Consider the following 22,802-nt stretch of genomic DNA (forward strand, 5'->3'; position numbering starts at 1 on the left):
TCCTTTCTGTGAAGCAACGGCGGGGCACCGTGGCACCCCGCACGACGTCGTTACTTGGTGATGCGGGTCTGCACGTCGTCCAGCGCGGCTTTCACCGTCTGACGGCCGCTGACGGCGTTGATCACCGCGCTGCGTTCGGCGTACCAGAAGGCGCTCATCTGCGGGATGTTCGGCATGATTTCCCCGTTTTGCGAGTTCTGCATGGTGGCGGCGATCTTCGGATCTTTGGCCAGCGTTTCCTGGTAGGACTTCAGTGCCACCGCGCCCAGCGGCTTGTCTTTGTTGACGTCCGCCAGCCCTTCGTTGGTCAGCAGGTAGTTCTCGAGGAACTCGGTCGCCAGCTCTTTATTCGGGCTGGCGGCGTTGATGCCGGCGGTCAGCACGCCGACGAACGGCTTGGACGGTTTGCCTTTGAAGGTCGGCAGCAGCGTCACGCCGTAGTTGATTTTGCTCTGCTCGATGTTGTTCCAGGCCCACGGCCCGTTGATGGTCATCGCGGTCTGGCCTTTGTTGAACGCGGCTTCGGCGATCGAGTAATCGGTATCGGCGTTGATGTGCTTGTTTTTCACCAGATCGACGATGAACTGCAGACCGGCCTGCGAACCGGCGTTGGCGACGCCGACATCCTTGATGTTGTATTTACCGTTTTCATACTTGAAGGCATAACCGCCGTCGGCGGCGATGATAGGCCAGGTGAAGTAGGGTTCCTGCAGGTTCCACATGATGGCGCTCTTGCCGTTGGCGCGCAGCTGCTTGTCCAGCGCCGGGATCTCTTCCCAGGTCTTCGGCGGCTGTTTGACCAGGTCTTTGTTGTAAATCAGCGACAGCGCCTCGACGGCGATCGGGTAGCCGATCAGCTTGCCGTCATAACGCACGGCGTCCCAGGTGAACGGAAACAGCTTGTCCTGGAAGGCTTTGGACGGGTGGATTTCGGCCAGCAGGCCGGACTGCGCATAGCCGCCGAAGCGGTCGTGGGCCCAGAAAATGATGTCAGGGCCGTCGCCGGTGGCGGCCACCTGCGGGTATTTTTCTTCCAGCTTGTCCGGGTGTTCGACGGTAACCTTGATGCCGGTGTCTTTTTCGAATTTCTTGCCGACTTCGGCCAGGCCGTTATAGCCCTTGTCGCCGTTGATCCAGATAACCAGTTTGCCTTCCTCGATCTTGGCGAAGGCGGAAGAAGAGAGCACCAGGGTGGCCAGTGCCGAGAGCGCCAGCGTGCGGGCGAGGGTAATGCTGCGAGTCATAATCCAGTCCTTCTTTTTGTGGGCACATAAATCAAGGAGTGACGTTTCGCGGTAATAGTGGGTCACAACGCGACATATTCTCATCCTCCCCCCCTCTACGCCCCTGAGATGAGGAGTGTGATCCAGTTAACGTTGCGCTCTATTCTGTGGCGTCAGGCACAAAATAGGGGGGCGATTTTTGCCAGACGGATCACAGATTTGCCTTAAGCGCGGAACTTCTCATCGCCGCGGTCGTTCTCTCATCCTCCCGCCTCCTCCCCCATGAAAAATCCTGTTACGGATGATTACCCTTTCCGGCGACTCCCGCACTATCGGCCCATTGATTTTTAACGCCACGCGCAGCAGGGATACCGGATTTATGTCGTCAATGCCTATCGCCACTCAGCCCACCCTGTACCGGATCCATCCGGCCAGTTTCCGTGACGGAAACGGGGACGGCGTGGGCGACGCGCACGGCATGCTGGCGGCGCTGCCGTACCTGAAAGCGCTGTCGATCGACGGCCTGTTGCTGCCGCAGACGCTGGCGCCGGAGGCCGAGGCGACGGTGACGGCCGAAGGGCTGACGCTGTGGTATGGCGATGAAGCCAACCGCGTTCGCAATGCCGTTGCGCCACAGCGGTTCGTCCACGGCGCGCTGGCGCTGGACGTGATGCCGTTCAGCGCGGAGAAGCTGGTGGCGGTGCTGCACGCCCGCCGCGCCACGTTGGCGGACAGCCTGTGGAGCACCGGCGACGCCGATCAGCCAAGAGTGGTCAGCCGCTGGGGGCAGGGCGACCTGCGTTCCGCCGCCGCCTTTTTGACGCTGTTGGCGATGTTGCCGGCGCCGATCTGCCTGTACCAGGGCGAGGAGCTGGGGCTGCCGCATGCCGCCGGGCTGCAGGATCCGCGCGGCGCGCAAACGCCGATGCCGTGGCATGAAGCCCCCGAACAGGTCACCGCCGGCGAAATCAGCTGGTATCAACAGGTGGCGATCGAACACCGCGCATTGGCCATCAGCCGCCAACAGCACGACAGCCACTCCACCTTACGTTACTGCCAGGCGCTGTTGGCCCTGCGCCGTTCGCCGCTCATCCAGCGCGGCGAATTGAACGCGATCAGCCAGCGGGACGGCGTGGTGCGCTTACTTATTACCCATCAGGATCAATGCCTTGAAGCGCTGATAAACCTGCAGCCTTATACTCAGGCGGCCGCGCCGTCTGAGGCGACCTTGCCGTTGGCATGGCAGCACGGCGCGCAGCAAGAGGGTCATCAATGGGTTTTGGCGGGCTTTGCCTCCGCCATTTTCACACGACATGTTAACTGCGAAAGCAGGGGAGTAACGCATGGCTAGCGTGACACTGCGCAGCGTTTATAAGGCCTTCGGTGAGGCCGTGATTTCCAAAGACGTCAATCTGACCATCGAAGACGGCGAGTTTGTGGTGTTTGTCGGGCCGTCGGGCTGCGGTAAATCGACGCTGCTGCGCATGATCGCCGGGCTGGAGGACATCACCTCCGGCGACCTGCTGATCGGCGAGAAACGTATGAATGAGGTACCGCCTTCCGAGCGCGGCATCGGCATGGTGTTCCAGTCCTACGCGCTGTATCCGCACCTGTCGGTGGCGGACAACATGTCGTTCGGCCTGAAGCTGGCCGGCGCCAGGAAAGCGGAAATCAATCAACGGGTGAATCAGGTTTCCGAGGTGCTGCAGCTGGCGCACCTGCTCGATCGGCGGCCGAAGGCGCTGTCCGGCGGGCAGCGTCAGCGCGTGGCGATCGGCCGCACGCTGGTGGCCGAGCCGGACGTGTTCCTGCTCGACGAACCGCTGTCCAACCTCGACGCCGCGCTGCGGGTGCAGATGCGCATCGAGATTTCCCGTCTGCACAAGCGCCTGCAGCGCACCATGATTTACGTCACCCACGATCAGGTCGAAGCGATGACGCTGGCCGACAAGATCGTGGTGCTCGACGCCGGTCGCGTGGCGCAGGTCGGCAAGCCGCTGGAGCTGTATCACTACCCGGCCAACCGCTTCGTCGCCGGGTTTATCGGCTCGCCGAAGATGAACTTCCTGCCGGTCAAGGTGACCGCGGCGCAGCCGCAACAGGTGCAGGTCGAACTGCCCAACCGCCAGCTGGTCTGGCTGCCGGTGGAAGGCGAGGGCGTTCAGCCCGGCGCCAACCTGTCACTGGGCATTCGCCCTGAACATCTGCTGCCCGGCGAAGCCTCAGAAGTGCGGCTTACCGGCGACGTACAGGTGGTGGAGCAGCTCGGCAACGAGACGCAAATCCACATCCAAATCCCGGCCATCCGTCAAAACCTGGTGTACCGCCAGAATGACGTGGTGCTGGTAGAAGAAGGTGCCACATTCGCCATCGGCCTGCCGCCTCATCGTTGCCACCTGTTCCGTGAAGACGGTACGGCATGTAAACGGCTGCACCAGGAGCCGGGCGTTTAAAGCATCAAAGTCGGTATAACAGGAGAATAATGATGACTACTCTGCGCAAACTTCCTCTGGCACTGGCTGTCGCCGCCGGTGTTCTCTCTACCCAGGCGCTGGCCGTGGATTTTCACGGTTACGCCCGTTCCGGCATCGGCTGGACCGGCAGCGGCGGTGAGCAACAGTGCTTCAAGGCCACCGGTGCCGCGAGCAAATACCGTCTCGGCAACGAATGCGAAACCTACGCCGAACTGAAACTGGGGCAGGAAGTGTGGAAAGAAGGCGACAAGAGCTTCTATTTCGACACCAACCTGGCCTATTCGGTCTCGCAACGTTCCGACTGGGAAGACGTGACCCCGGGCTTCCGCGAAGTCAACGTGCAGGGTAAAAACCTGATCGACTGGCTGCCGGGCTCCACGCTGTGGGCCGGTAAGCGCTTCTATCAGCGTCATGACGTTCACATGATCGACTTCTACTACTGGGATATCTCCGGCCCGGGCGCCGGTCTGGAAAACATCGATCTGGGCTTCGGCAAGCTGTCCGCCGCCGTGACCCGCAACTCCGAATCCGGCGGCTCTTACGGCTACCTGGATAACGAATGGAAACAGCGCCCAACCGTCAACGACACCTTCGACCTGCGTCTGGCCGGCCTGGAGCTGAACCCGGGCGGCACCCTGGAGCTGGGCGTGGACTACGGCCGCGCCAATGCGCAGGATAACTATCGCCTGGCCGACGGCGCCAGCAAAGACGGCTGGATGTTCACCGCGGAACACACGCAGAGCATCCTGAGCGGCTACAACAAATTCGTGCTGCAGTACGCCACCGACTCGATGACCTCGCAGAACAACGGCCGCAACGAAGGCGCCACCATCGATAACAACGGCAAGATGATCCGCGTGCTGGATCACGGCGCCATCGACTTCAACGATCAATGGGCGCTGATGTACGTCGCCATGTTCCAGGACATCGACCGCGATAACAACAACGGCACCACCTGGTACACCGTGGGCGTGCGCCCGATGTACAAATGGACGCCGATCATGAGCACCCTGCTGGAAGCCGGCTATGACAACGTCAAATCCCAGCGCACCGGCGATCGCAACGGCCAGTATAAAGTGACCCTGGCGCAGCAGTGGCAGGCGGGCAACAGCATCTGGTCGCGTCCGGCCATCCGCCTGTTCGCCACCTACGCCAAGTGGGATGAGAAGTGGGGCTACGCCACCGGTGACGACACCGGGTATAATACCGGCACCGCTTACAACGACACCAGCATGCATACCTTCAGCCGCGGCAAGGATGACGAAGTCACCTTCGGCGCCCAGATGGAAATTTGGTGGTAACGACGACAGGGCGGGGAGGGCCATCGGCTCTCCCCCAACCGCATTCGCCGCGGCCGGATCTCTTGCCTGATCCGCCGCGGCGCTGAAAGAGGATATAACGATGAAAAAGAATCTGCTGTCACTCTGCCTGTCGCTGGCGCTGACCGTCGGCGCGCCTTTGGCGGCCAACGCCGACACGCCGGCCAACGTTTCCGTCGCGCCGGCCATCAGCGCCGCCACGCTGCAAAGCCTGCCGTGGCAGCCGCTGCAGCCGCCGGTGTCGCAAGAGGTGAAGCTCGACGCCGTCAGCCCGCAGCTCAATCAGGGCGAGATTCAGGGAGCGATCGCCGCCTATACGCTGCCGGCCGATCGCGGTTCGCTGGAAGTGACGCTGAGCAGCCTCGCCAAAAACAATTCGCTGTATGCGCCGAGCGTGCTGGTACTGGATGAGCATCTGCGCCCGGCGGCGTATTACCCGAGCAGCTATTTCCCGTATCAGCCGCCGGGGGCGATGTCCTCCGATCGCCTCGAAGGCACGCTGAAACTGACGCCGGCGCTCGGTCAAAAACAGATTTACCTGCTGGTGTACACCACCCGTCAGGACTTGGCGAAAACCACGCAGCTGACCAACCCGGCCAAGGCCTATGCGCAGGGCGTGGGCAACGCGGTGCCGGATATCCCGGATCCGATCGCCGGCCACGCGACGACCGGCACGCTGAAGCTTAAGGTGACCGCGGAACAGGGCACCGGCAACGTGATGATCGGCATGCTGCAGCCTGCGCCGACCGTGGCGCCGGTGGTGGTGGGCTCGACCGCCCCTGCTGCCGTGGCGGCGCCTGCGCCAGCGCCGGAGAAACCGGCGGAGCCGATGCTCAACGATACCGAAAGCTACTTCAATAACGGCATCAAGCAGGCGGTGAAGGCGGGCGATATCGACAAGGCGCTGAAGCTGATGAATGAGGCCGAGAAACTGGGCTCGAGCACCGCGCGTAAAACGTTTATCAGCAGCGTTAAAGGCAAGGGGTAACACCCGGCGCTGCCGATGCTGGCTCGATGATTGGTGCGCTTTGGCGCACCTTTTTTCATCCGCGGGCCAGCGTTGCGCCGATCAACGCCAGCAGACGGGCGTTGTCCACCTGTTGCATGACGCGCACCGGCTTGCCCTGCGGCGCCGGCATGCCGACCGTCAGGCGCAGGCTGTCCGGCCGCCAGCGGCGTGAGCTGCCGCGCGTCAACGCCCCTTCCAGCGCCACATCCACATGAAACATCTCGGTGGTGACCAGCTGCGGCGCCAGCAGCCAGGCTATCACCAGCGCATCATGGATCCAGCAGCCCGGCAGGCGCCGCGTATGGCGCGAATAGTCGATCCACGGCTGCGTCGTGGCGCGCAAATAGCGGCACAGCGGGGTATCCGGCTGGGTCAACGCGGCCAGATCCGCCTGGGTCAGCATGGTCTGAGTGGTGACATCCAGCGGCGCCAGCGTGATAGCGGCGCCGCTGTTCAACACCAGCCGCGCCGCTTCCGGATCCAGGCCGAAATTGGTGTCTTTGATATATCCCTCAACGTTGAACACGCCGCCCATAATCACGATCTCTTTCACCGCCTGCGCCATCTGCGGGTAAAGCTGCATGGCGTGCGCAACGTTGGTCAGCGGGCCGATAGCCGCCAGCGTGATCTCGCCGGGATGCCGGCAGATCAGTTCGCCGATGGCGATGGCGGCGTCCGGCGCGGGCGCGTTGGCCAGCGAGGGCGCGGGCAGGTCACGCCACAGCGCCGCCAGCTTAGGATCGGCGATCGGGCGGTCCAGGTGTGCGCGCCACGGCTCCGGCGGTTCGCTCAGGGCGCGCGCCGCGCCGAGGGCGACCGGCACCTGATAACCGCTCTGCGCCAGCAGATCGCTGGCGACGGCGAAGCCCACTTCACGCGGGGTGTTGCCGGCCACGATGCTGATCAACTCCAGCTGCAGCTGCGGTTTGGCCGCCAGCGCCAGGGCCAGCGCCAGGCCGTCGTCGACGTTGGCGCCGGGAACGCCGTTGCCGGGATCGCAATCAATGATTAAACGCATATAAGGTGTCCTGAAAAACCGCTAACAGCCGCACGAACGGCGGATGCGCAGTTGAAAAGCGAACTCATGCAGCTCGGCGGGCGCGGCGCCGGCGGCCAGCATGGCGATGGCCCGCTTGGCCATGGCGTCGATCGGCTGCTCGACCGCGCTGAGCGGCGGCACGCTGAATTCGGATTGTTGCGTGCCGTTAAAACAGATCAGCGCCAGATCGTCCGGCGCGCGCAGCCCATGCTCCGCCAGCGCCGACAGGCAGCCGAGCGCCTGCTGCTCGTTGGAGGTGAAAACGGCGCGCGGGCGCGGGCCTTGCACCAGGCGCTGGGTGGCCTGGTAACCGCCCTGGCGGGTGTAAGGCGCTTCGAAAATCCACGCGTCGCGTGGCGCGATGCCCGCCTCCAGCAGCGCATCGCGCCAGCCGTTCAGGCGATCCTGCGCGTTGAGCATGGTCAGCGGACCGATAAAAATGCCGATGTCGCGATAGCCGTGCTGCAGCAGATGGCGGGTCGCCTGGCAAGCGGCGTCGCGCTCGTCGACGCGGATGGCGCAAACGCCGGCCTGGCTATCGATGGTGTCTATCATCACGCAGGGGGTGCCGGAAGCGCGGATCAGATCGAACCACGGGTGGCGATCGACGCTGGTGTACAGCAGGCCATCGACCTGGCGGCGCAGCAGGTTGTTGATAAGCTCATACTCGCGCTGACGATCGTCGCCGGCATCGCCCAGCAGCAGCACGCGGCCGCGGCTGAAGGCTTCCTGCTGCAGCGCCCGCGCCAGAGTGGCGAAGAACGGGTTGGAAATATCCGGCACCACCAGCCCGTAGGTTTGCGTGCTGCCGGAGGCCAGCGCCCGCGCGATGTCGTTCGGCCGGTAGCCGGTCTGCTCGATCGCCGCCAGCACGCGCAGCCGGGTGGCTTCCGCCACCGGGCGCGGGCCGTTGTTGATCACGTAGCTGACCACGGCGACGGAGGTGCCCGCTACGCGGGCCACGTCGGCGCGGGTAACGCGTCGCGCGGAGTGATTATCCAAATTGAGATCCTGTTCGCCTTCTCGCTACGCGGCATCCTGCGGCAGGTTGAGATCGCGGCCGCGGGTTTCGGGAGCAAAGAAGGTGGTGATTAAGCCGATGCCCGCCATTACAACAAAATAGGCGGCGACAGGCCACCAGTGACCGAAGCCGGAGAGCAGCGCGGTGGCGATCAGCGGCGCGGTGCCGCCGGAGAGGATCGAGCCGAGCTCCTTGGCGAACGCCATCTTGGAGTAGCGGTTCTTCACGCCGAACAGTTCGACGCCGTAGGCCGCCTGCACGCCGAAAATCCCCAGCGATGCGATGCACATGCCGACCACGATCACCGAGATGACGATCGCCGGTTCACGGCTGTCGAGCAGCCAGAACGCCGGGAAGGCGTACAGCACCAGCAGCAGGCAGAACCAGCGGTAGGTGACGCGGCGGCCGAAGCGATCGGACAGCCAGCCGGCCAGCGGGATCACCAGAAAACCGCACAGCGAGGCGATCAGCACCGCCAGCGCCGGCACCGATTTATCGACCATCAGCACCTTGGCGACGTAGCCGACGATAAAGCCCTGGCACAGATAGGAGGGGCCGTTTTCGCCGATGCGCAGGCCGAGCATCACCCAGAACGCTTTGGTGCGCTGCAGGTAGCTGCGTGAGTCCGGCGCGGCCTGAGCGGCGTCCAGCATGCGCTGGTGGTTTTGTTGCAGCTCGCGCTCGAACACCGGCGTTTCGCGCACGTGACGGCGCAGGTACAGCGCCACCCCGGCGATCAGAATGCTGGCGAGGAACGGAATGCGCCAACCCCAGCTCATCAGATCTTCCTTGTCGAGTTGCAGCACCAGCAGCCATACCAGCGACGCCAGCAGGGTGCCGCTGTTGGAGCCGATGGCGATGATCGAGGCCACCAGCCCGCGCCGCTTGGCCGGCGCGTATTCCGCCAGCATCACCGCGCCGCCGGACAGCTCCGCGCCGGCGCCGAATCCCTGCGCGAAGCGCAGGATCACCAGGCAGGTGGGCGCCCAGACGCCGATTTGCGCATAGGAGGGGATCAGGCCGATCAGCGTGGTGGAAATGCCCATCAGCGCCACGGTGGTGATCAGCACCACGCGGCGGCCTTTGCGATCGCCGATCCAGCCGAACACCAGCGCGCCGATCGGCCGCGCGACGAAACCGACGGAGTAGGTGGCGAAGCTGGCCAGCAGGGCGACCAGCGGCGTGGCCTCGGGGAAGAACACATCGCCGAACACCATGCCGGCCGCTAGGCCGTACAGCGCGAAGTCGACGTATTCCATGGCGGTGCCGAGCCAGCAGGAGAAGGTGGCGCGCCAAAATTGGCTGCGCCCCTCTTTGGTTGCCAGGCGTTCATCGGCCGCCAGCGCGGCGTCGGCGGTCTGTGGAGTGGCAAGCGTTGTTTCGCTCATGACGGTGCTATCCTCTTTTGTTCTGCGCCTGGAGGGGCGCGGTTAAAGATGGTTTCCCTGGTGCCGGCAACAAAGGTGTGCCGACAAATGATGTCGGACGCATGGCGATTCAACGCTGCGGTGTCAGAGTATCTACGCGCGTAGATAAAACAACGCGACAAAGATGAAACTTTGCAGGCGATCACAGAATCGTCATCGTGCCGGGGAACGAAGATAGAGAATACGGATGGCAAAAAGATGACAGAACCCCGGTTTTTCCGGCCGATAGGCCTGCCGTTTTCGCCACGAATCAGCCTGCCGCTTTCGCATTTCTGCGCTACAATGGGGGCCTGTTAACAGTTTGTATCGTCTGGCGCGCCTTACCGGCTGCGGTTCAGGCGAGGAGTAAAGCAATGTCTGGCATCAGGGATTCCATCCTGCCGCCGCTGGAGTGGTTGTCCGAACAGGATCCTCCGGCGCCCGCCACCGTCAGCGACTGGCTGATGGAGTTAGGCTCCATGACCCGCCGATTTGAACGCCATTGCGCCCAGGTGCGCGTCGAACCGCAGCGCGAATGCTTCGTCACGCGCGAGGCGCTGGGCGACGAGGCGAAGCACCTGCCCGACAGCCCGCGCTACTGGCTGCGCGAAGTGGTGCTGCTGGGCGATGACCAGCCCTGGCTGCTGGGGCGCACGGTGATCCCGGAAAATACGCTGACCGGCCCCGACCAGGCGCTGGTGGATCTGGGCACGCTGCCGCTGGGGCGCTACCTGTTCAGCAGCGGCGAGCTGACCCGCGACTATATCCATATCGGCCGACAGGACGCGCTGTGGGCGCGCCGTTCACGGCTGCGGCTGGCGGGCAAACCGCTGTTGCTGACCGAACTGTTTTTACCGGCTTCGCCGCTGTATTCAGCGGTTCCTGCATAAGAGAGGAGAGCAAGACCTTGGAGGGAAGCGTGACTCAAAGTAAATGGCGGGCTTACAGCCATTTGATGCGCATTGATAAACCGATCGGCACGCTGTTGCTGCTGTGGCCGACGCTGTGGGCGCTGTGGCTGGCCGGGAAAGGCGTGCCACCGCTGTCGATTTTGCTGGTGTTCGTGCTCGGCGTGTTCCTGATGCGCGCCGCCGGCTGCGTGGTGAATGATTACGCCGATCGCGCGGTGGACGGCTACGTGAAACGCACCGCCGGGCGGCCGATGCCGAGCGGCCGGGTGAGCGCGAAAGAGGCCAAGGTGCTGTTCGTGGTGCTGGTGCTGGTCTCGTTCTGCCTGGTGTTGACGCTGAATGCTATGACCATCTGGCTGTCGCTGGCGGCGCTGGCGCTGGCCTGGGCGTACCCGTTTATGAAGCGGGTGACCAACCTGCCGCAGTTCGTGCTGGGCGCCGCGTTCGGCTGGGGCATTCCGATGGGCTATGCGGCGGTCAGCGAATCGCTGCCGCTCAGCTGCTGGCTGCTGCTGCTGGCCAACATCTGCTGGACGGTGGCCTACGATACGCTGTATGCGATGGTCGACCGCGACGATGACCTGAAGATCGGCATCAAATCCACCGCTATCCTGTTCGGCCGTTATGACAAGCTGATCGTCGGGCTGCTGCAGTTCGCGACGCTGCTGCTGCTGGTGTGGGTCGGTTATCTGGCGCAGCTCGGCGGGGCGTTTTACTGGTCACTGCTGCTGGCGGGCGCGCTGTTCATTCACCAGCAGAAACAGATCGCCGGCCGCGAGCGCGAGGCCTGCTTCAAGGCCTTCCTGCAGAACAACTATGTGGGGCTGGTGGTGTTCATCGGTATCGCGCTGAGCTATCTGCCGACGTAACGCTTCCCTTCCGCAAGAAAAAAGGCACCCCTAGGGTGCCTTTTGTGTTTCCGCGCCGGGCGAAATCACTCGTCTTTCTCTTCTTCCGCATCGGATTGCGGCAGGGCGTTGGTTTCTTCCGGCATGTTGACGCTTTCGATGGTCAGCTTGATCTCCGGCGTGATCAGATCGCTCAGCATGTTGTACACCTCGAGGGTGTGCTCGCGGATCGCATCGCCGCTGTCGTTGATATAGCCTTCTTCGCGCAGCGTTGCCACCAGGGTGGAGAACACCGCCTTGTCGAAGAATTCCGGCGCGTTGATGCCGTGCAGCACCGACAGACGCTGCGCCATGATGCGGCTCTCTTTCTCCAGCGCGCCGCGGTTGATGCTCGGGTTGGCGCTGAGGATCGACATGGTGATGGCGTAGCGTTGCAGGGTTTCGCGCACCCCGGCGGCCAGCAGCTGCAGCGGGCGAATGCGCGCCGGGTTCAGCACCAGCTCGTCGCCTTTGTCGCAGATCAGCTGTTGACGGATCAGCTCGTCGATCACCGGCCGCAGCACCTCCGGCAGCTGTTCCTTGTCGTTATGCAGGAACAGCTCGGCTTTCAGCATCGGATAGATCATGCCGATTTGGCGCAGCAGCTCGGCGCGCGATACCCGTCGGTGATGCATCACGATGCTGGCGATCAGCGACGGCAGCACCAGCAGGTGGTGGATGTTGTTGCGGTAATAGGTCATCAGCACCGCCTGCTCGCGCGGCAGGATGATGATGTCGCCGATGCTGTCCTTCTCCACCTCGAACTTGTTCATGTTCAGCGCGTGATCCAGCAGCTCGTCCGGCGTTTGCGTCGGCACGGTGACGTCACGCGCGTAAGGCGCGTTGCGCATCAGCTGCAGGTAGCACTCGAGCTGTTCTATCAGCTGCTCGCGGGTCAGCGAACGCTGACGCGAGGCCAGCAGCGCGGTGGAACACAGGTTCATGGCGTTGGCCGCGGCGGCGTTGTTGATGCGCACCATGATCTGGCCGGCCAGATCGTTGACCGTCGGCGTCAGCCAGCTTGGGCGCTGGGCTTCGATCGGATCGATCGACTCACGCCACTGCGGCACGTTCTGGTTGAGGTAAGCCGTCAACGGCAGCGGTTCGCCGAAGTTGACGTAACCCTGGCCCAGGTTGCGCAGCTTACGCAGGCCGCGCAGCATCTGCGGCAGGCTCTCTTTTTCCTTGGTGGCGCCGCGCAGCTCTTTGGCATAGGTACCCACTTCCATCACGTGCTCGTAACCGATGTAAATCGGCACCAGCGTGATCGGACGGGTGCCGCCGCGCAGCATCGCCTGGATGGTCATCGACAGGGTGCCGGTCTTCGGCTCCAGCAGGCGCCCGGTGCGGGAACGGCCGCCTTCCACGAAGTATTCCACCGAGTAACCGCGGGTGAACAGCTCGCCGAGGTATTCGCGGAACACCGTCGAGTACAGCTTGTTGCCCTTGAAGGTGCGGCGGATGAAGAACGCGCCCAGGCGACGGAAGATCGGGCCGGCCGGCCAGAAGTTGAGGTTGATGCCGGCGGCGATGTGTGGCGGCACCAGGCCCTGGTGATACAGCACGTAGGACAGCAGCAGATAGTCCATGTGGCTGCGGTGGCAGGGCACGTAGACGATCTCGTGGCCGTCCTGCGCCAGCTGGCGCACGCGCTCGGCGTTGGTGACGTTGATGCCCTGATACAGCCGGTTCCAGGTCCAGCTCAGCACGCGGTCGGACAGGCGCACGGTTTCATAGGAGAAATCGGCGGCGATCTCTTCCATCAGCGCGATGGCGTTTTGCTGGGCCTTCTCGTGTGAGATCTTCTTGCTGCGCGCTTCGTCCTCGACCGCTTTTTCGATCGCTTTGGACGCCAACAGCTTGTTGAACAGATCCTGACGGGCCGGCAGGCTCGGGCCCACGGCGGCCAGGCGCTGACGCGAGAAGTGCATGCGCGCCACGCGCGCCAGTTTCTGCGCGATGGTTTTATCCGTTCCGTGTTCGGTGGCCATGCGGCGCAGCGAAACGGTGTTGGAGAAACGCACGAAGCTGTCGCGGCCGAGCCACAGCACGGCGAAGAATTTCTGCACGCCGTTCAACAGACGCAGGTGCGGCGTACCGTGGCCTTCGCGGCCCGGCGAGCGGCCGAACATCACCGAAACCGGCAGCATCTGAATGTCGAGATCCGGATTGCTGCGATGCAGATCCAGATAGTCGTGGAACAGCTTTACCGACTCTTCTTTCGGGGTGTAATAGCGGAACACGCGCGGGCCGTCGTGAATGAACACGTAGCTCGGCAGCACGGTGCCGTCGATCTCCAGCGAGTTGAGCGGATCGGGCAGATCCTGCGCCAGGCACTGGGTGCGCAGCGTCAGCAAATCCGCCTTGGAATTGTAAGGTAAAACATACAAAATCGGCCGTGAGGGATCCAACCCTAGCTCGGTAACCGGATCTGAAGGGATGACCTTACTTCTTACCAACAATTTAAGTGGTAAATTCAATATTTTATAATAAATTTTACGCCAACCTGACATAACAACGTGAAGCCTCTTGTTAGCAATGCGCCGCAAGCATACCAGAAACCGGGTAGCAGATCTGTGGTGTTCGAAAACCGAGAGCCGTCAGCGCGGACTGTTCTAGACTCTTTTTATTATGACCGACCTCTGAGAAAGGCACGAAAACATGGCAAACCAAGCAACCGGCCTGACCCGCATCATCAAGGCCGCCGGCTATTCCTATAAAGGGCTTTCCGCCGCCTGGCAGCACGAAGCGGCGTTCCGCCAGGAACTGGTGGTCACCCTCCTGGCTATCATACTGGCTGTCTGGCTGGATGTGGGTGCGATAGCGCGCATTTTATTGATCGGATCGGTAGCGCTGGTGATGATCGTCGAGATCCTGAACAGCGCGATCGAGGCGGTGGTGGATCGCATCGGCAGCGAACATCACGAGCTGTCCGGCCGGGCCAAGGACATGGGATCGGCGGCGGTGTCGCTGGCGATCGTGCTGGCGCTGTTCGTTTGGGGCACGGTCTTATGGCAGCACTTCGGCTGACGAAAAGCGCCTACTGACTGATTTTTATTTAATCTTCGGTTCCCAATCCGCGCTTACCTGTATATACTCACAGCAAGACTGTATAAACAAACAGGGGGCGGAATGAAAGCACTAACTACCAGACAGCAAGAGGTCTACGACCTGATTCGCGAGCACATTTCGCAAACGGGCATGCCGCCAACGCGTGCCGAGATCGCGATGCGTCTGGGGTTCCGTTCGCCTAACGCCGCCGAAGAACACCTGAAGGCGCTGGCACGCAAAGGCGTGATCGAAATCGTCTCCGGTGCTTCGCGCGGTATCCGCCTGCTGATGGAAGAAGAAGAGGGACTGCCGCTGATCGGCCGCGTCGCCGCCGGCGAGCCGCTGCTGGCGCAGCAGCACATCGAAGGGCACTACCAGGTGGATCCTTCCCTGTTTAAACCGAGCGCCGATTTCCTGCTGCGGGTGAACGGCATGTCGATGCGCGACATCGGCATTCTGGATGGCGATCTGCTGGCGGTGCACAAAACGCAAGACGTGCGCAATGGCCAGGTCGTGGTGGCGCGCATCGAAGACGAAGTGACGGTCAAGCGCCTGAAAAAGCACGGCAACGTGGTTGAACTGCTGCCAGAGAACAACGAATTCCAACCGATCGTGGTCGATCTGCGTCAGCAGAATTTCACTATCGAAGGGCTGGCGGTCGGCGTGATCCGCAACGGCGACTGGATTTAATCGTCGCACCCTCAGTGCCGCCTCCTGTATCAATCGCCCCTGTTCTGGGGCGTTTTTGTTTCTGACCTTGCCATTCGCCACCGCTACGGGAACGTCTCATCATGCGCTTGATTTCCGCCTTTACCAGCGACACCGATAAAGCTCTGTGGCGCCTGGCCCTGCCGATGATTTTCTCCAATATTACCGTGCCGCTGCTCGGGCTGGTGGACACCGCGGTGATCGGCCACCTCGACAGCCCGATCTATCTGGGGGGCGTCGCGATCGGCGCGGTGGCGACCAGCTTCCTGTTCATGCTGCTGTTGTTCCTGCGCATGAGCACCACCGGCCTGGCGGCGCAGGCGCTGGGGGCACAGAACCCGCAGGCGCTGGCGCGCGCCTTTATGCAACCGCTGCTGTTGGCGCTGCTGGCCGGAGCGGCGATCGTCCTGCTGCGTTATCCGCTGATCGAACTGGCGCTGCGGATCGTCGGTGGCGATGGCGAAGTGCTGGAACAGGCGCGGCGTTTTCTTGAGATCCGCTGGCTCAGCGCCCCGGCGGCGCTGGCCAATCTGGTGCTGCTGGGCTGGCTGCTCGGCGTGCAGTACGTGCGGGCGCCGGTGATCCTGCTGATCGTCGGCAACCTGCTGAATATCGTACTGGATATCTGGCTGGTGATGGGCCTGGGCTGGAACGTGCGAGGGGCGGCGGCGGCCACCGCCATCGCCGAATACGCCACGCTGTTGCTCGGCCTGTGGCTGGCGTGGCGGGTGATGCGCCTGCGCGGTATTACCCTGCCGATGCTGCGCCAGGCTTGGCGCGGCGATCTGCGTCGCCTGCTGGCGCTCAACCGCGACATCATGCTGCGTTCACTGTTGCTGCAACTGTGCTTTGCGTCGCTGACCATTTTCGGCGCTCGCCTGGGGAGCGAGGTGGTGGCGGTCAATGCGGTATTGATGAATCTGCTGACGTTCACCGCCTATGCACTCGACGGCTTCGCTTATGCGGTGGAGGCCCATTCAGGCCACGCCTACGGCGCCCGGGACGATAGCCAACTGCGTAAGGTGTGGCACGCGGCCTGCAGGCAGGCGGGGCTGGTCGCGTTGGCCTTCGGCCTGGCGTATGCCGTTACCGGCCAGCAGATCGTGGCGGCGTTGACCTCCTTGCCGGAGCTGCGTGCGTTGGCCGCCCATTATTTACCGTGGCAGGTCATTCTGCCGCTGGTCGGGGTGTGGTGCTATTTGCTGGACGGCATGTTTATCGGCGCCACGCGCGGCGCCGAGATGCGTAACAGCATGGCGGTGGCTGCGGCAGGGTATGGTCTGACGCTGTTCAGCGTGCCACTGCTTGGTAACCACGGGCTTTGGCTGGCGCTGGCGGTGTTTCTGACGTTGCGCGGCGTGGCGTTGGGCTGGATTTGGCACCGCCACCAGGTGCGCGGCAGCTGGTTTACCGCACATTAACCCGGGCGTTCCGTTGGGATAATGGTTAGTTTTTCTTATGTTTTTTGTCATGTTTGCTTACATGTTTTCAGCCTGGTCCCGTTCGCGTTAGTTTGTTGTTTACTGGCGTTTTTTGTTTTTATTTTGTCAGTTAATGGTTTTTTATTCTGTGTTTTGGCTTTTTTATTTCCACGTTTAACTAGAATGAATCATGTGGCTGGTACATGAAGGGGAACGGTGCTCCTTAAGGTGAAGGGAGCATCAGCCAGAAAAATTTCTGGTTAACCCCGGCCGGCGACAGGGATCACTGATTCACCACAGGTTAACGGAGAGACTATGAATAAAGATCAAGCCGACGGTAACTGGAAGCAGCTGAAAGGCAAAGTGAAGGAAAAATGGGGCAAGCTGACCGATGACGATCTGACGGTCATCGAAGGGAAACGCGAACAGCTGGTCGGCAAAATCCAGGAGCGCTACGGTTACCAGAAAGAGGCGGCCGAGAAAGAGGTGAAGGCCTGGGAAGAACACACCAAGCACCGCTGGTAATTTGCAGGGCCGCCATTGAAGGCGGCTTGCCCAGCGCAGGCCGGCGTCGCTCTCATCCTCTGGCGCCCCGGCCGCAGGTACAGGGAGGTACCTGACTTCGTCTTACTTCTTCTTGATGGCGATGCTGTGATCGTGTTCGGCGCAGTCATGCTTGCTGTCGCACGCCTCAACCTCCACGCAGCCGGCGCACAGACCGTGCGCTTCCACCACGCTGTGCCGCAGCGCAAATCCGGCTTCCTGCGCCAGCTTCTGCAGCGTTTCCTCTACGCCTTCGGTGGTGCGTTCGGTCACCTGGCCGCAGCGATCGCAGATAAACAGTGCGGACGTGTGCATCGGCTGTTCAAAATGGTGGCACAGCACGTAGCTGTTGGCGGATTCCACTCTATGGATAAACCCTTGCTCCAGCAGAAAATCCAGCGCGCGATAGACCGTCGGCGGCTTGGCCTGCGGTTCGGCGACGCGCAGCAGATCGAGCAGGTCATAAGCGCTGATTGCACCGGGTTGCTGAGTCATCAGACGCAGCACTTCCAGCCGCTGCGGCGTCAATCGCACATTGCGTTGCTGGCAGAGGCGTTCCGCCTGCGCCAGCAGCTTTTCCTGGGTGGTTGAGTTCATCGCAAATATCCCGGTACGTAAAAAAGCCGATTTTACCATGATTACGGCGAATCGCCGAGAGTTGCCCCCTTTTCCCCTGAGGATTGCGCAGGGAAAGGCGCGCAGAGTGCGCTAAAAGAGAGATGCATCACAACTTTTCCCCGCCGCAGGGCGACAAATCAACATTGCCGGTTTTAGCGCTGGAGAGCGGCGGGCGAGAGCGGTATAACGCGCTTCACCCGCGTGATGAGCAGGAGCCATTGTACGATGACGGAAAGAGAGAAGCTGTTAAGCGGCCAGGTGTACAACAGCCGCGATGAAGAATTGATTGCTATGTACCATCGGGCCAGAGCGTTGACCAAAAGCCTGGGCGAGCTGGGTTCGCATCAGGCGGACGAGAAAAACCGTCTGCTCGGCGAACTGTTCGGCGCCTGGGGCGAGGCGAGCTGGATCGAAACGCCGTTCTGGTGCGACTACGGGCAACATGTCCGCATCGGCAAGAACTGTTTTATCAACGTCAATGCGGTGTTCCTCGACTGCAATACCATCACCATCGGCGACAACACGCTGATCGGCCCCAACGTGCAAATCTACACGCCGAGTCATCCGCTGAAGGCCGGTGAACGCTTTACCGGTGACCCGGCTTTCCCTTTCCGCACCTCGGCGCAGCCGGTGTCCATCGGCAGCAATGTGTGGATCGGCGGTAACGTGGTGATCTTGCCGGGCGTGACCATCGGCGACGGCACCACTATCGGCGCGGGCAGCATCGTGACCGGCGACATCCCGGCCAACGTGCTGGCGCTGGGGCAGCCGTGCCGGGTTATCCGCGCGTTGGAATAGGGCGCAGATAAGGCGGTTTTCCCAACGGCGCCGATTGTCGTTATAATAGCCGTTTGCGGCCGCGCGCCGTTCGTTGAACCCAGACAGACTCAGGTAGCCAGTAACTCAGCATGACGAAAGACAACCACGCCCCAACCTACGCCGCCAATCGTTTCTCCATCGCGCCGATGCTCGACTGGACCGATCGTCATTGCCGTTACTTCCACCGCCTGCTGACCAAGGAAACGCTGCTGTACACCGAAATGGTGACCACCGGCGCGATCATCCACGGTAAAGGCGACTACCTGGCCTACAGCGAAGAAGAGCATCCGGTGGCGCTGCAGCTGGGCGGCAGCGATCCGGCCGCGCTGGCGCACTGCGCCAAACTGGCGGAGCAGCGCGGTTACGACGAGATTAACCTCAACGTCGGCTGCCCGTCCGATCGCGTGCAAAACGGCATGTTCGGCGCCTGTTTGATGGGGCAGGCGACGCTGGTCGCCGACTGCATCAAGGCGATGCGCGACGTGGTGTCGATCCCGGTGACGGTGAAGACCCGCATCGGCATCGACGATCAGGACAGCTACGCCTTCCTGTGCGACTTTATCGAGACCGTCGCCGGGCGCGGTGAGTGCGACATGTTCACCATTCACGCGCGCAAGGCCTGGCTCTCCGGCCTCAGCCCGAAAGAGAACCGCGAAGTGCCGCCGCTGGACTACCCGCGCGTTTATCAGCTGAAGCGGGATTTCCCGGCGCTGACCATCGCCATCAACGGCGGGGTGAAAACGCTGGAGGAGGCGCGGCAGCACCTGCAGCATCTGGACGGCGTGATGATGGGGCGCGAGGCGTACCAGAATCCGGGCATCCTGGCGCGGGTCGACAGCGAACTGTTCGGCGCGCAGACCGCAGTGCCGGACAGCGTGGCGATCGTCGAAGCGCTGTATCCGTATATCGAGCGCGAGCTGTCTAACGGCACCTATCTCGGCCACATCACCCGCCACATCCTCGGTTTGTTCCAGGGCGTGCCGGGCGCGCGCCAGTGGCGTCGCCACCTGAGCGAGAACGCCCACAAGCCGGGCGCCGATGCGCGGGTGGTGGAGCAGGCGCTGGCGCTGGTGCGTCAGCCGCGTGTCGAAATGGCGTAACCCACAAAAATTTTGACCAACAGTTAGTCTTTTTCGCCAGGCATTCGGCGCGTTGCCGGATGCCTGTCCCATCTTTTCAATTGGTTAGCCCTTCCGCCATTCTGGCACGCTTCTTGTAATCCATTCAGCAGATACGTTGAGTTGCAAAGGAGCAATCATGTTGGAAATCTTCTTTCTCATTGGCTTTGTGGTGATGCTGATGGTGACCGGCATCTCGCTGCTGGGGATCTTCGCTGCGCTGTTGGCGGCGGCGGCGTTCATGCTGGTGGGCGGGTTGTTCGCGGTGGTCATCAAGCTGCTGCCGTGGCTGATTTTGGCGGTGGTCGGGGTATGGATTTACCGCACGATGCAGAAACCGCAGGCCAGGCGTTACTGATTTTTTGCTGAATAATCAGACAGTCACACTGAAACTTGCACAATTTTTCGCACCGCGAATGCGGCAACGATCACAGCTTGGCAGTTTTCCCCGGCGATGTGGCACATAAAGCGTGTTTTTTGCCGAACGGGGCTGTTAGGATGTGGGGCGATGCAGTGATGCGACCGATTTCATCACCGTGAGAGACAACCAAAATTCGTGTTGCTAAAGCAACCCCCTGTCTCTGGCGGACTCTGCTCTACCCCTACAAAACGCAGTAACAGAAAGGGCTCCGCAAGGAGCCCTTTTCTTTTGCCGCTATCAGGGGATCAGCAGGCTGGAGCCGCTGGTGCTGCGGCTTTCCAGCACCTGGTGCGCCCGCTGGGCGTCGGCCAGCGCAAATTTCTGCTCGTCTCTCACCTCCACCCGAATGGCGCCGCTGCCGATCAGCGAGAACAGCTCGTTGCTGGCGTACTGCAGTTCGGCGCGGTTGGTGACGTAGCCGTTGAGGGAAGGGCGGGTGACGTACAGCGATCCTTTCTGGTTGAGCAGCGCCAGATCGACGCCGGTCACCGGGCCGGAGGCATTGCCGAAACTGACCATCAGGCCGCGGCGTTTCAGGCTGTTGAGCGAGGCCTGCCAGGTGCTTTGCCCCACCGAATCGTACACTACGCCAACCTTCTCGCCGTGCGTCAGCTCGGCCACCCGCTGGGCGATATCCTCTTTGTGGTAGTTGATGGTGGCCCAGGCGCCGGCCTGTTTCGCCAGGGCGGCCTTCTCGTCGGAGCCGACGCTGCCGATCAGGCGCGCACCCAGCGCTTTGGCCCATTGGCAGGCGATAAGGCCAACCCCGCCGGCGGCGGCATGGAACAGGAACACTTCACCCGGCTGCACTTCGTGAGTCTGGCGCAGCAGGTAGTGCACCGTCAGCCCTTTGAGGAAAGAGGCGGCGCCCTGCTCAAAGCTGAGGTTGTGCGGCAGCAGCGCCACTTTTTCTTCCGGCACGTTGTGGATCTCGCTGTAGGCGCCGAGCGACGACTGCGCATACACCACCCGGTCGCCCGGTTTGATCGCGCTGACCCCGGCGCCGACCTTGACCACCACGCCGGCCGCCTCGGTGCCGAGGCCGCTCGGCAGGCTGGCCGGCGCGTACAGCCCGCTGCGCACATAGGTGTCGATGTAGTTGATGCCGATCGCCTTGTTCTCGATCTGCACTTCCCCGGCAGCCGGATCGAGTGGTGTAAAATCAACGTATTGCAAGACTTCCGGCCCGCCGGTGGCGGAGAATTGAATGCGCTTGGCCATATCGTTACCTCGTTGGAGTGTCTGATTTCACCCTATTCTTTTTAGTCTCGGAGATCCAGTTTGCCCGTGCGGTGTTCAATACCTTTTTTGCATCGGTTATGGCGCAAAAATCACGTATACTCTCGCGTCAGGATCCTTCATTCGCAACCGGATAAAGACTACGTTTCATGGCAGGAAAAAAACCAACCAACAAAACAAACGCGGACGAAACCAGAGAGCGTTCCAGAGATCGTCAGATGGAAGGGCTGAAGATGCCGCCGCACTCGCTGGAGGCCGAGCAGTCGGTGTTGGGCGGTTTGATGCTGGATAACGAGCGCTGGGACAACGTGGCGGAGCGCGTGGTCGCCAACGATTTCTTCAGCCGCCCGCACCGCCTGATCTTTACCGAGATGCAGCGTCTGCTGGAGATGAGCAAGCCTATCGACCTCATCACCCTGTCCGAATCGCTCGAACAAAAGGGCGAACTGGACTCGGTCGGCGGCTTCGCCTACCTGGCCGAGCTGTCGAAAAACACCCCGAGCGCCGCCAACATCGGCGCCTACGCCGACATCGTGCGCGAGCGCGCGGTGGTGCGCGAGATGATCTCGGTGGCTAACGAGATCGCCGACGCCGGCTACGATCCGCAGGGGCGCAGCAGCGAAGACCTGCTCGATCTGGCGGAATCCCGCGTCTTCCAAATCGCCGAGAACCGTGCCAGCAAAGACGAGGGCCCGAAGGGCATCGAGCGTATTCTGGAAGACACCGTGTCGCGCATTGAGCAGCTGTATCAGCAGCCGCACGATGGCGTGACCGGGGTCGATACCGGCTATCAGGATCTCAACAAGAAAACCGCGGGCATGCAAAAGTCCGATCTGATCATCGTCGCCGCCCGTCCTTCGATGGGGAAAACCACCTTCGCCATGAACCTGTGCGAAAACGCCGCGATGACCCAGGAAAAACCGGTGCTGATCTTCAGCCTGGAGATGCCCGGCGAGCAGATCATGATGCGTATGCTGGCGTCGCTGTCGCGCGTGGATCAGACGCGCATCCGTACCGGCCAGCTTGACGACGAGGACTGGGCGCGCATTTCCAGCACCATGGGTATCCTGCTGGAAAAGCGCAACATGTACATCGACGACTCCTCCGGCCTGACGCCGACCGAAGTGCGCTCGCGCGCGCGGCGCATTTTCCGCGAGCACGACGGGCTAAGCCTCATCATGATCGACTACCTGCAGCTGATGCGCGTGCCGGCCCTGTCCGACAACCGTACGCTGGAGATCGCCGAGATTTCGCGCTCGCTGAAGGCGCTGGCGAAAGAGCTGCAGGTGCCGGTGGTGGCGCTGTCGCAGCTGAACCGAAGCCTGGAGCAGCGCGCCGATAAGCGCCCGGTCAACTCCGACCTGCGTGAGTCCGGCTCTATCGAGCAGGATGCCGACCTGATTATGTTCATCTATCGTGATGAGGTGTATCACGAGAACAGCGATCTGAAAGGGATCGCGGAAATTATTATCGGTAAGCAGCGTAACGGCCCGATCGGCACCGTGCGCCTTACCTTTAACGGCCAGTGGTCGCGTTTCGATAACTACGCGGGGCCACAATACGATGACGAATAAT

General features: G+C 61.9%; 21 protein-coding genes. 14 read left to right on the forward strand and 7 right to left on the reverse strand.

The genetic code is table 11. The annotated features are described in order from the left end of the window. Positions 1-50 precede the first annotated feature (50 nt). Positions 51-1,244 carry a maltose/maltodextrin ABC transporter substrate-binding protein MalE gene (malE, locus tag ACJ8IM_RS23520; RefSeq protein WP_033636215.1) on the reverse strand — a complete coding sequence of 398 codons (1,194 nt, stop codon included), beginning with the start codon at positions 1,242-1,244 and terminating at the stop codon, positions 51-53. A gap of 358 nt (positions 1,245-1,602) precedes the next feature. Between malE and ACJ8IM_RS23525 the strand changes: the two genes are divergently transcribed. The 4 genes from ACJ8IM_RS23525 to malM all read left to right on the forward strand — a co-directional run bounded on the left by ACJ8IM_RS23525 (position 1,603) and on the right by malM (position 6,004). Beyond that, entirely contained in the window at positions 1,603-2,574 is a 972-nt protein-coding gene (locus ACJ8IM_RS23525; protein ID WP_033638605.1) for an alpha-amylase family glycosyl hydrolase, read from the forward strand. Continuing rightward, positions 2,567-3,676, forward strand: a complete 1,110-nt coding sequence (malK, locus tag ACJ8IM_RS23530) for a maltose/maltodextrin ABC transporter ATP-binding protein MalK (RefSeq protein ID WP_033636214.1) — start codon at positions 2,567-2,569, stop codon at positions 3,674-3,676. The genes ACJ8IM_RS23525 and malK overlap by 8 nt, the downstream gene beginning before the upstream one ends. 29 nt (positions 3,677-3,705) lie before the next feature. Continuing rightward, positions 3,706-4,998 carry a maltoporin gene (locus ACJ8IM_RS23535; RefSeq protein WP_133160409.1) on the forward strand — a complete coding sequence of 431 codons (1,293 nt, stop codon included), beginning with the start codon at positions 3,706-3,708 and terminating at the stop codon, positions 4,996-4,998. Positions 4,999-5,098: 100 nt separating this feature from the next. Beyond that, complete coding sequence (gene malM / locus ACJ8IM_RS23540; protein ID WP_033654720.1) at positions 5,099-6,004, forward strand: maltose operon protein MalM; 906 nt, start codon at positions 5,099-5,101, stop codon at positions 6,002-6,004. Between the two features lie 55 nt (positions 6,005-6,059). Here the strand turns inward: malM and ACJ8IM_RS23545 are convergent, their stop codons facing one another. From ACJ8IM_RS23545 to ACJ8IM_RS23555, 3 genes are read right to left on the reverse strand one after another with little or no spacing between them, the layout of a single operon-like run. After that, the gene (locus tag ACJ8IM_RS23545) at positions 6,060-7,043 is read right to left on the reverse strand and encodes a nucleoside hydrolase (RefSeq protein WP_033654719.1); all 984 of its coding nucleotides are present in this window, start codon (positions 7,041-7,043) and stop codon (positions 6,060-6,062) included. 21 nt (positions 7,044-7,064) lie between these two features. Further along, the gene (locus tag ACJ8IM_RS23550; protein ID WP_033649706.1) at positions 7,065-8,066 is read right to left on the reverse strand and encodes a LacI family DNA-binding transcriptional regulator; all 1,002 of its coding nucleotides are present in this window, start codon (positions 8,064-8,066) and stop codon (positions 7,065-7,067) included. A 24-nt stretch (positions 8,067-8,090) separates the two neighbouring features. Further along, positions 8,091-9,473: an MFS transporter gene (locus ACJ8IM_RS23555; RefSeq protein ID WP_033654718.1), complete on the reverse strand. Its 1,383-nt coding sequence runs from the start codon at positions 9,471-9,473 to the stop codon at positions 8,091-8,093. Positions 9,474-9,865: 392 nt separating this feature from the next. On the opposite strand from ACJ8IM_RS23555, the gene ubiC reads away from it, so the two are divergent. Together ubiC and ubiA are read left to right on the forward strand one after the other, a co-directional pair. Continuing rightward, on the forward strand, positions 9,866-10,381 hold the full coding sequence (gene ubiC, locus ACJ8IM_RS23560) for a chorismate lyase (RefSeq protein WP_033654717.1): 516 nt from the start codon (positions 9,866-9,868) through the stop codon (positions 10,379-10,381). 17 nt (positions 10,382-10,398) lie between these two features. Then, entirely contained in the window at positions 10,399-11,271 is an 873-nt protein-coding gene (gene ubiA / locus ACJ8IM_RS23565) for a 4-hydroxybenzoate octaprenyltransferase (protein ID WP_033654716.1), read from the forward strand. Positions 11,272-11,336: 65 nt separating this feature from the next. On the opposite strand, the gene plsB is transcribed toward ubiA, so the two are convergent. Then, positions 11,337-13,802, reverse strand: coding sequence for a glycerol-3-phosphate 1-O-acyltransferase PlsB (gene plsB / locus ACJ8IM_RS23570; RefSeq protein ID WP_033649708.1), 2,466 nt, complete (start codon positions 13,800-13,802; stop codon positions 11,337-11,339). A gap of 148 nt (positions 13,803-13,950) precedes the next feature. Between plsB and ACJ8IM_RS23575 the strand changes: the two genes are divergently transcribed. The 4 genes from ACJ8IM_RS23575 (at position 13,951) to ACJ8IM_RS23590 (ending at position 16,994) form a co-directional block, all read left to right on the forward strand. Continuing rightward, positions 13,951-14,319, forward strand: a complete 369-nt coding sequence (locus ACJ8IM_RS23575; RefSeq protein WP_015379225.1) for a diacylglycerol kinase — start codon at positions 13,951-13,953, stop codon at positions 14,317-14,319. A gap of 102 nt (positions 14,320-14,421) precedes the next feature. Then, positions 14,422-15,030 carry a transcriptional repressor LexA gene (gene lexA, locus ACJ8IM_RS23580; protein ID WP_004936736.1) on the forward strand — a complete coding sequence of 203 codons (609 nt, stop codon included), beginning with the start codon at positions 14,422-14,424 and terminating at the stop codon, positions 15,028-15,030. Between the two features lie 101 nt (positions 15,031-15,131). Next, positions 15,132-16,469, forward strand: a complete 1,338-nt coding sequence (gene dinF / locus ACJ8IM_RS23585) for an MATE family efflux transporter DinF (RefSeq protein WP_033636205.1) — start codon at positions 15,132-15,134, stop codon at positions 16,467-16,469. A 315-nt stretch (positions 16,470-16,784) separates the two neighbouring features. Further along, complete coding sequence (locus ACJ8IM_RS23590; RefSeq protein ID WP_033636203.1) at positions 16,785-16,994, forward strand: CsbD family protein; 210 nt, start codon at positions 16,785-16,787, stop codon at positions 16,992-16,994. Positions 16,995-17,096: 102 nt separating this feature from the next. On the opposite strand, the gene zur is transcribed toward ACJ8IM_RS23590, so the two are convergent. Next, complete coding sequence (gene zur / locus ACJ8IM_RS23595) at positions 17,097-17,609, reverse strand: zinc uptake transcriptional repressor Zur (protein WP_015379223.1); 513 nt, start codon at positions 17,607-17,609, stop codon at positions 17,097-17,099. 246 nt (positions 17,610-17,855) lie between these two features. Between zur and ACJ8IM_RS23600 the strand changes: the two genes are divergently transcribed. The 3 genes from ACJ8IM_RS23600 to pspG all read left to right on the forward strand — a co-directional run bounded on the left by ACJ8IM_RS23600 (position 17,856) and on the right by pspG (position 19,925). After that, a complete protein-coding gene (locus ACJ8IM_RS23600; protein ID WP_033654715.1) occupies positions 17,856-18,428 on the forward strand; it encodes a sugar O-acetyltransferase in 573 nt (190 codons plus the stop codon). Positions 18,429-18,538: 110 nt separating this feature from the next. Beyond that, positions 18,539-19,549, forward strand: a complete 1,011-nt coding sequence (dusA, locus tag ACJ8IM_RS23605) for a tRNA dihydrouridine(20/20a) synthase DusA (RefSeq protein WP_033636201.1) — start codon at positions 18,539-18,541, stop codon at positions 19,547-19,549. Positions 19,550-19,706: 157 nt separating this feature from the next. Continuing rightward, positions 19,707-19,925 (forward strand): envelope stress response protein PspG, encoded by a 219-nt coding sequence (pspG, locus tag ACJ8IM_RS23610; RefSeq protein ID WP_033654714.1) that lies wholly within the window; start codon positions 19,707-19,709, stop codon positions 19,923-19,925. 300 nt (positions 19,926-20,225) lie between these two features. On the opposite strand, the gene ACJ8IM_RS23615 is transcribed toward pspG, so the two are convergent. Further along, positions 20,226-21,209 (reverse strand): quinone oxidoreductase, encoded by a 984-nt coding sequence (locus ACJ8IM_RS23615; RefSeq protein WP_033654713.1) that lies wholly within the window; start codon positions 21,207-21,209, stop codon positions 20,226-20,228. 167 nt (positions 21,210-21,376) lie between these two features. Here ACJ8IM_RS23615 and dnaB point away from each other — a divergent pair, with 167 nt between their 5' ends. Next, positions 21,377-22,801: a replicative DNA helicase gene (gene dnaB / locus ACJ8IM_RS23620; RefSeq protein ID WP_025160134.1), complete on the forward strand. Its 1,425-nt coding sequence runs from the start codon at positions 21,377-21,379 to the stop codon at positions 22,799-22,801. Position 22,802 lies beyond the last annotated feature (1 nt).

The organism is Serratia sp. CY33525 (assembly GCF_052169115.1).
Lineage (GTDB): Bacteria > Pseudomonadota > Gammaproteobacteria > Enterobacterales > Enterobacteriaceae > Serratia > Serratia sarumanii.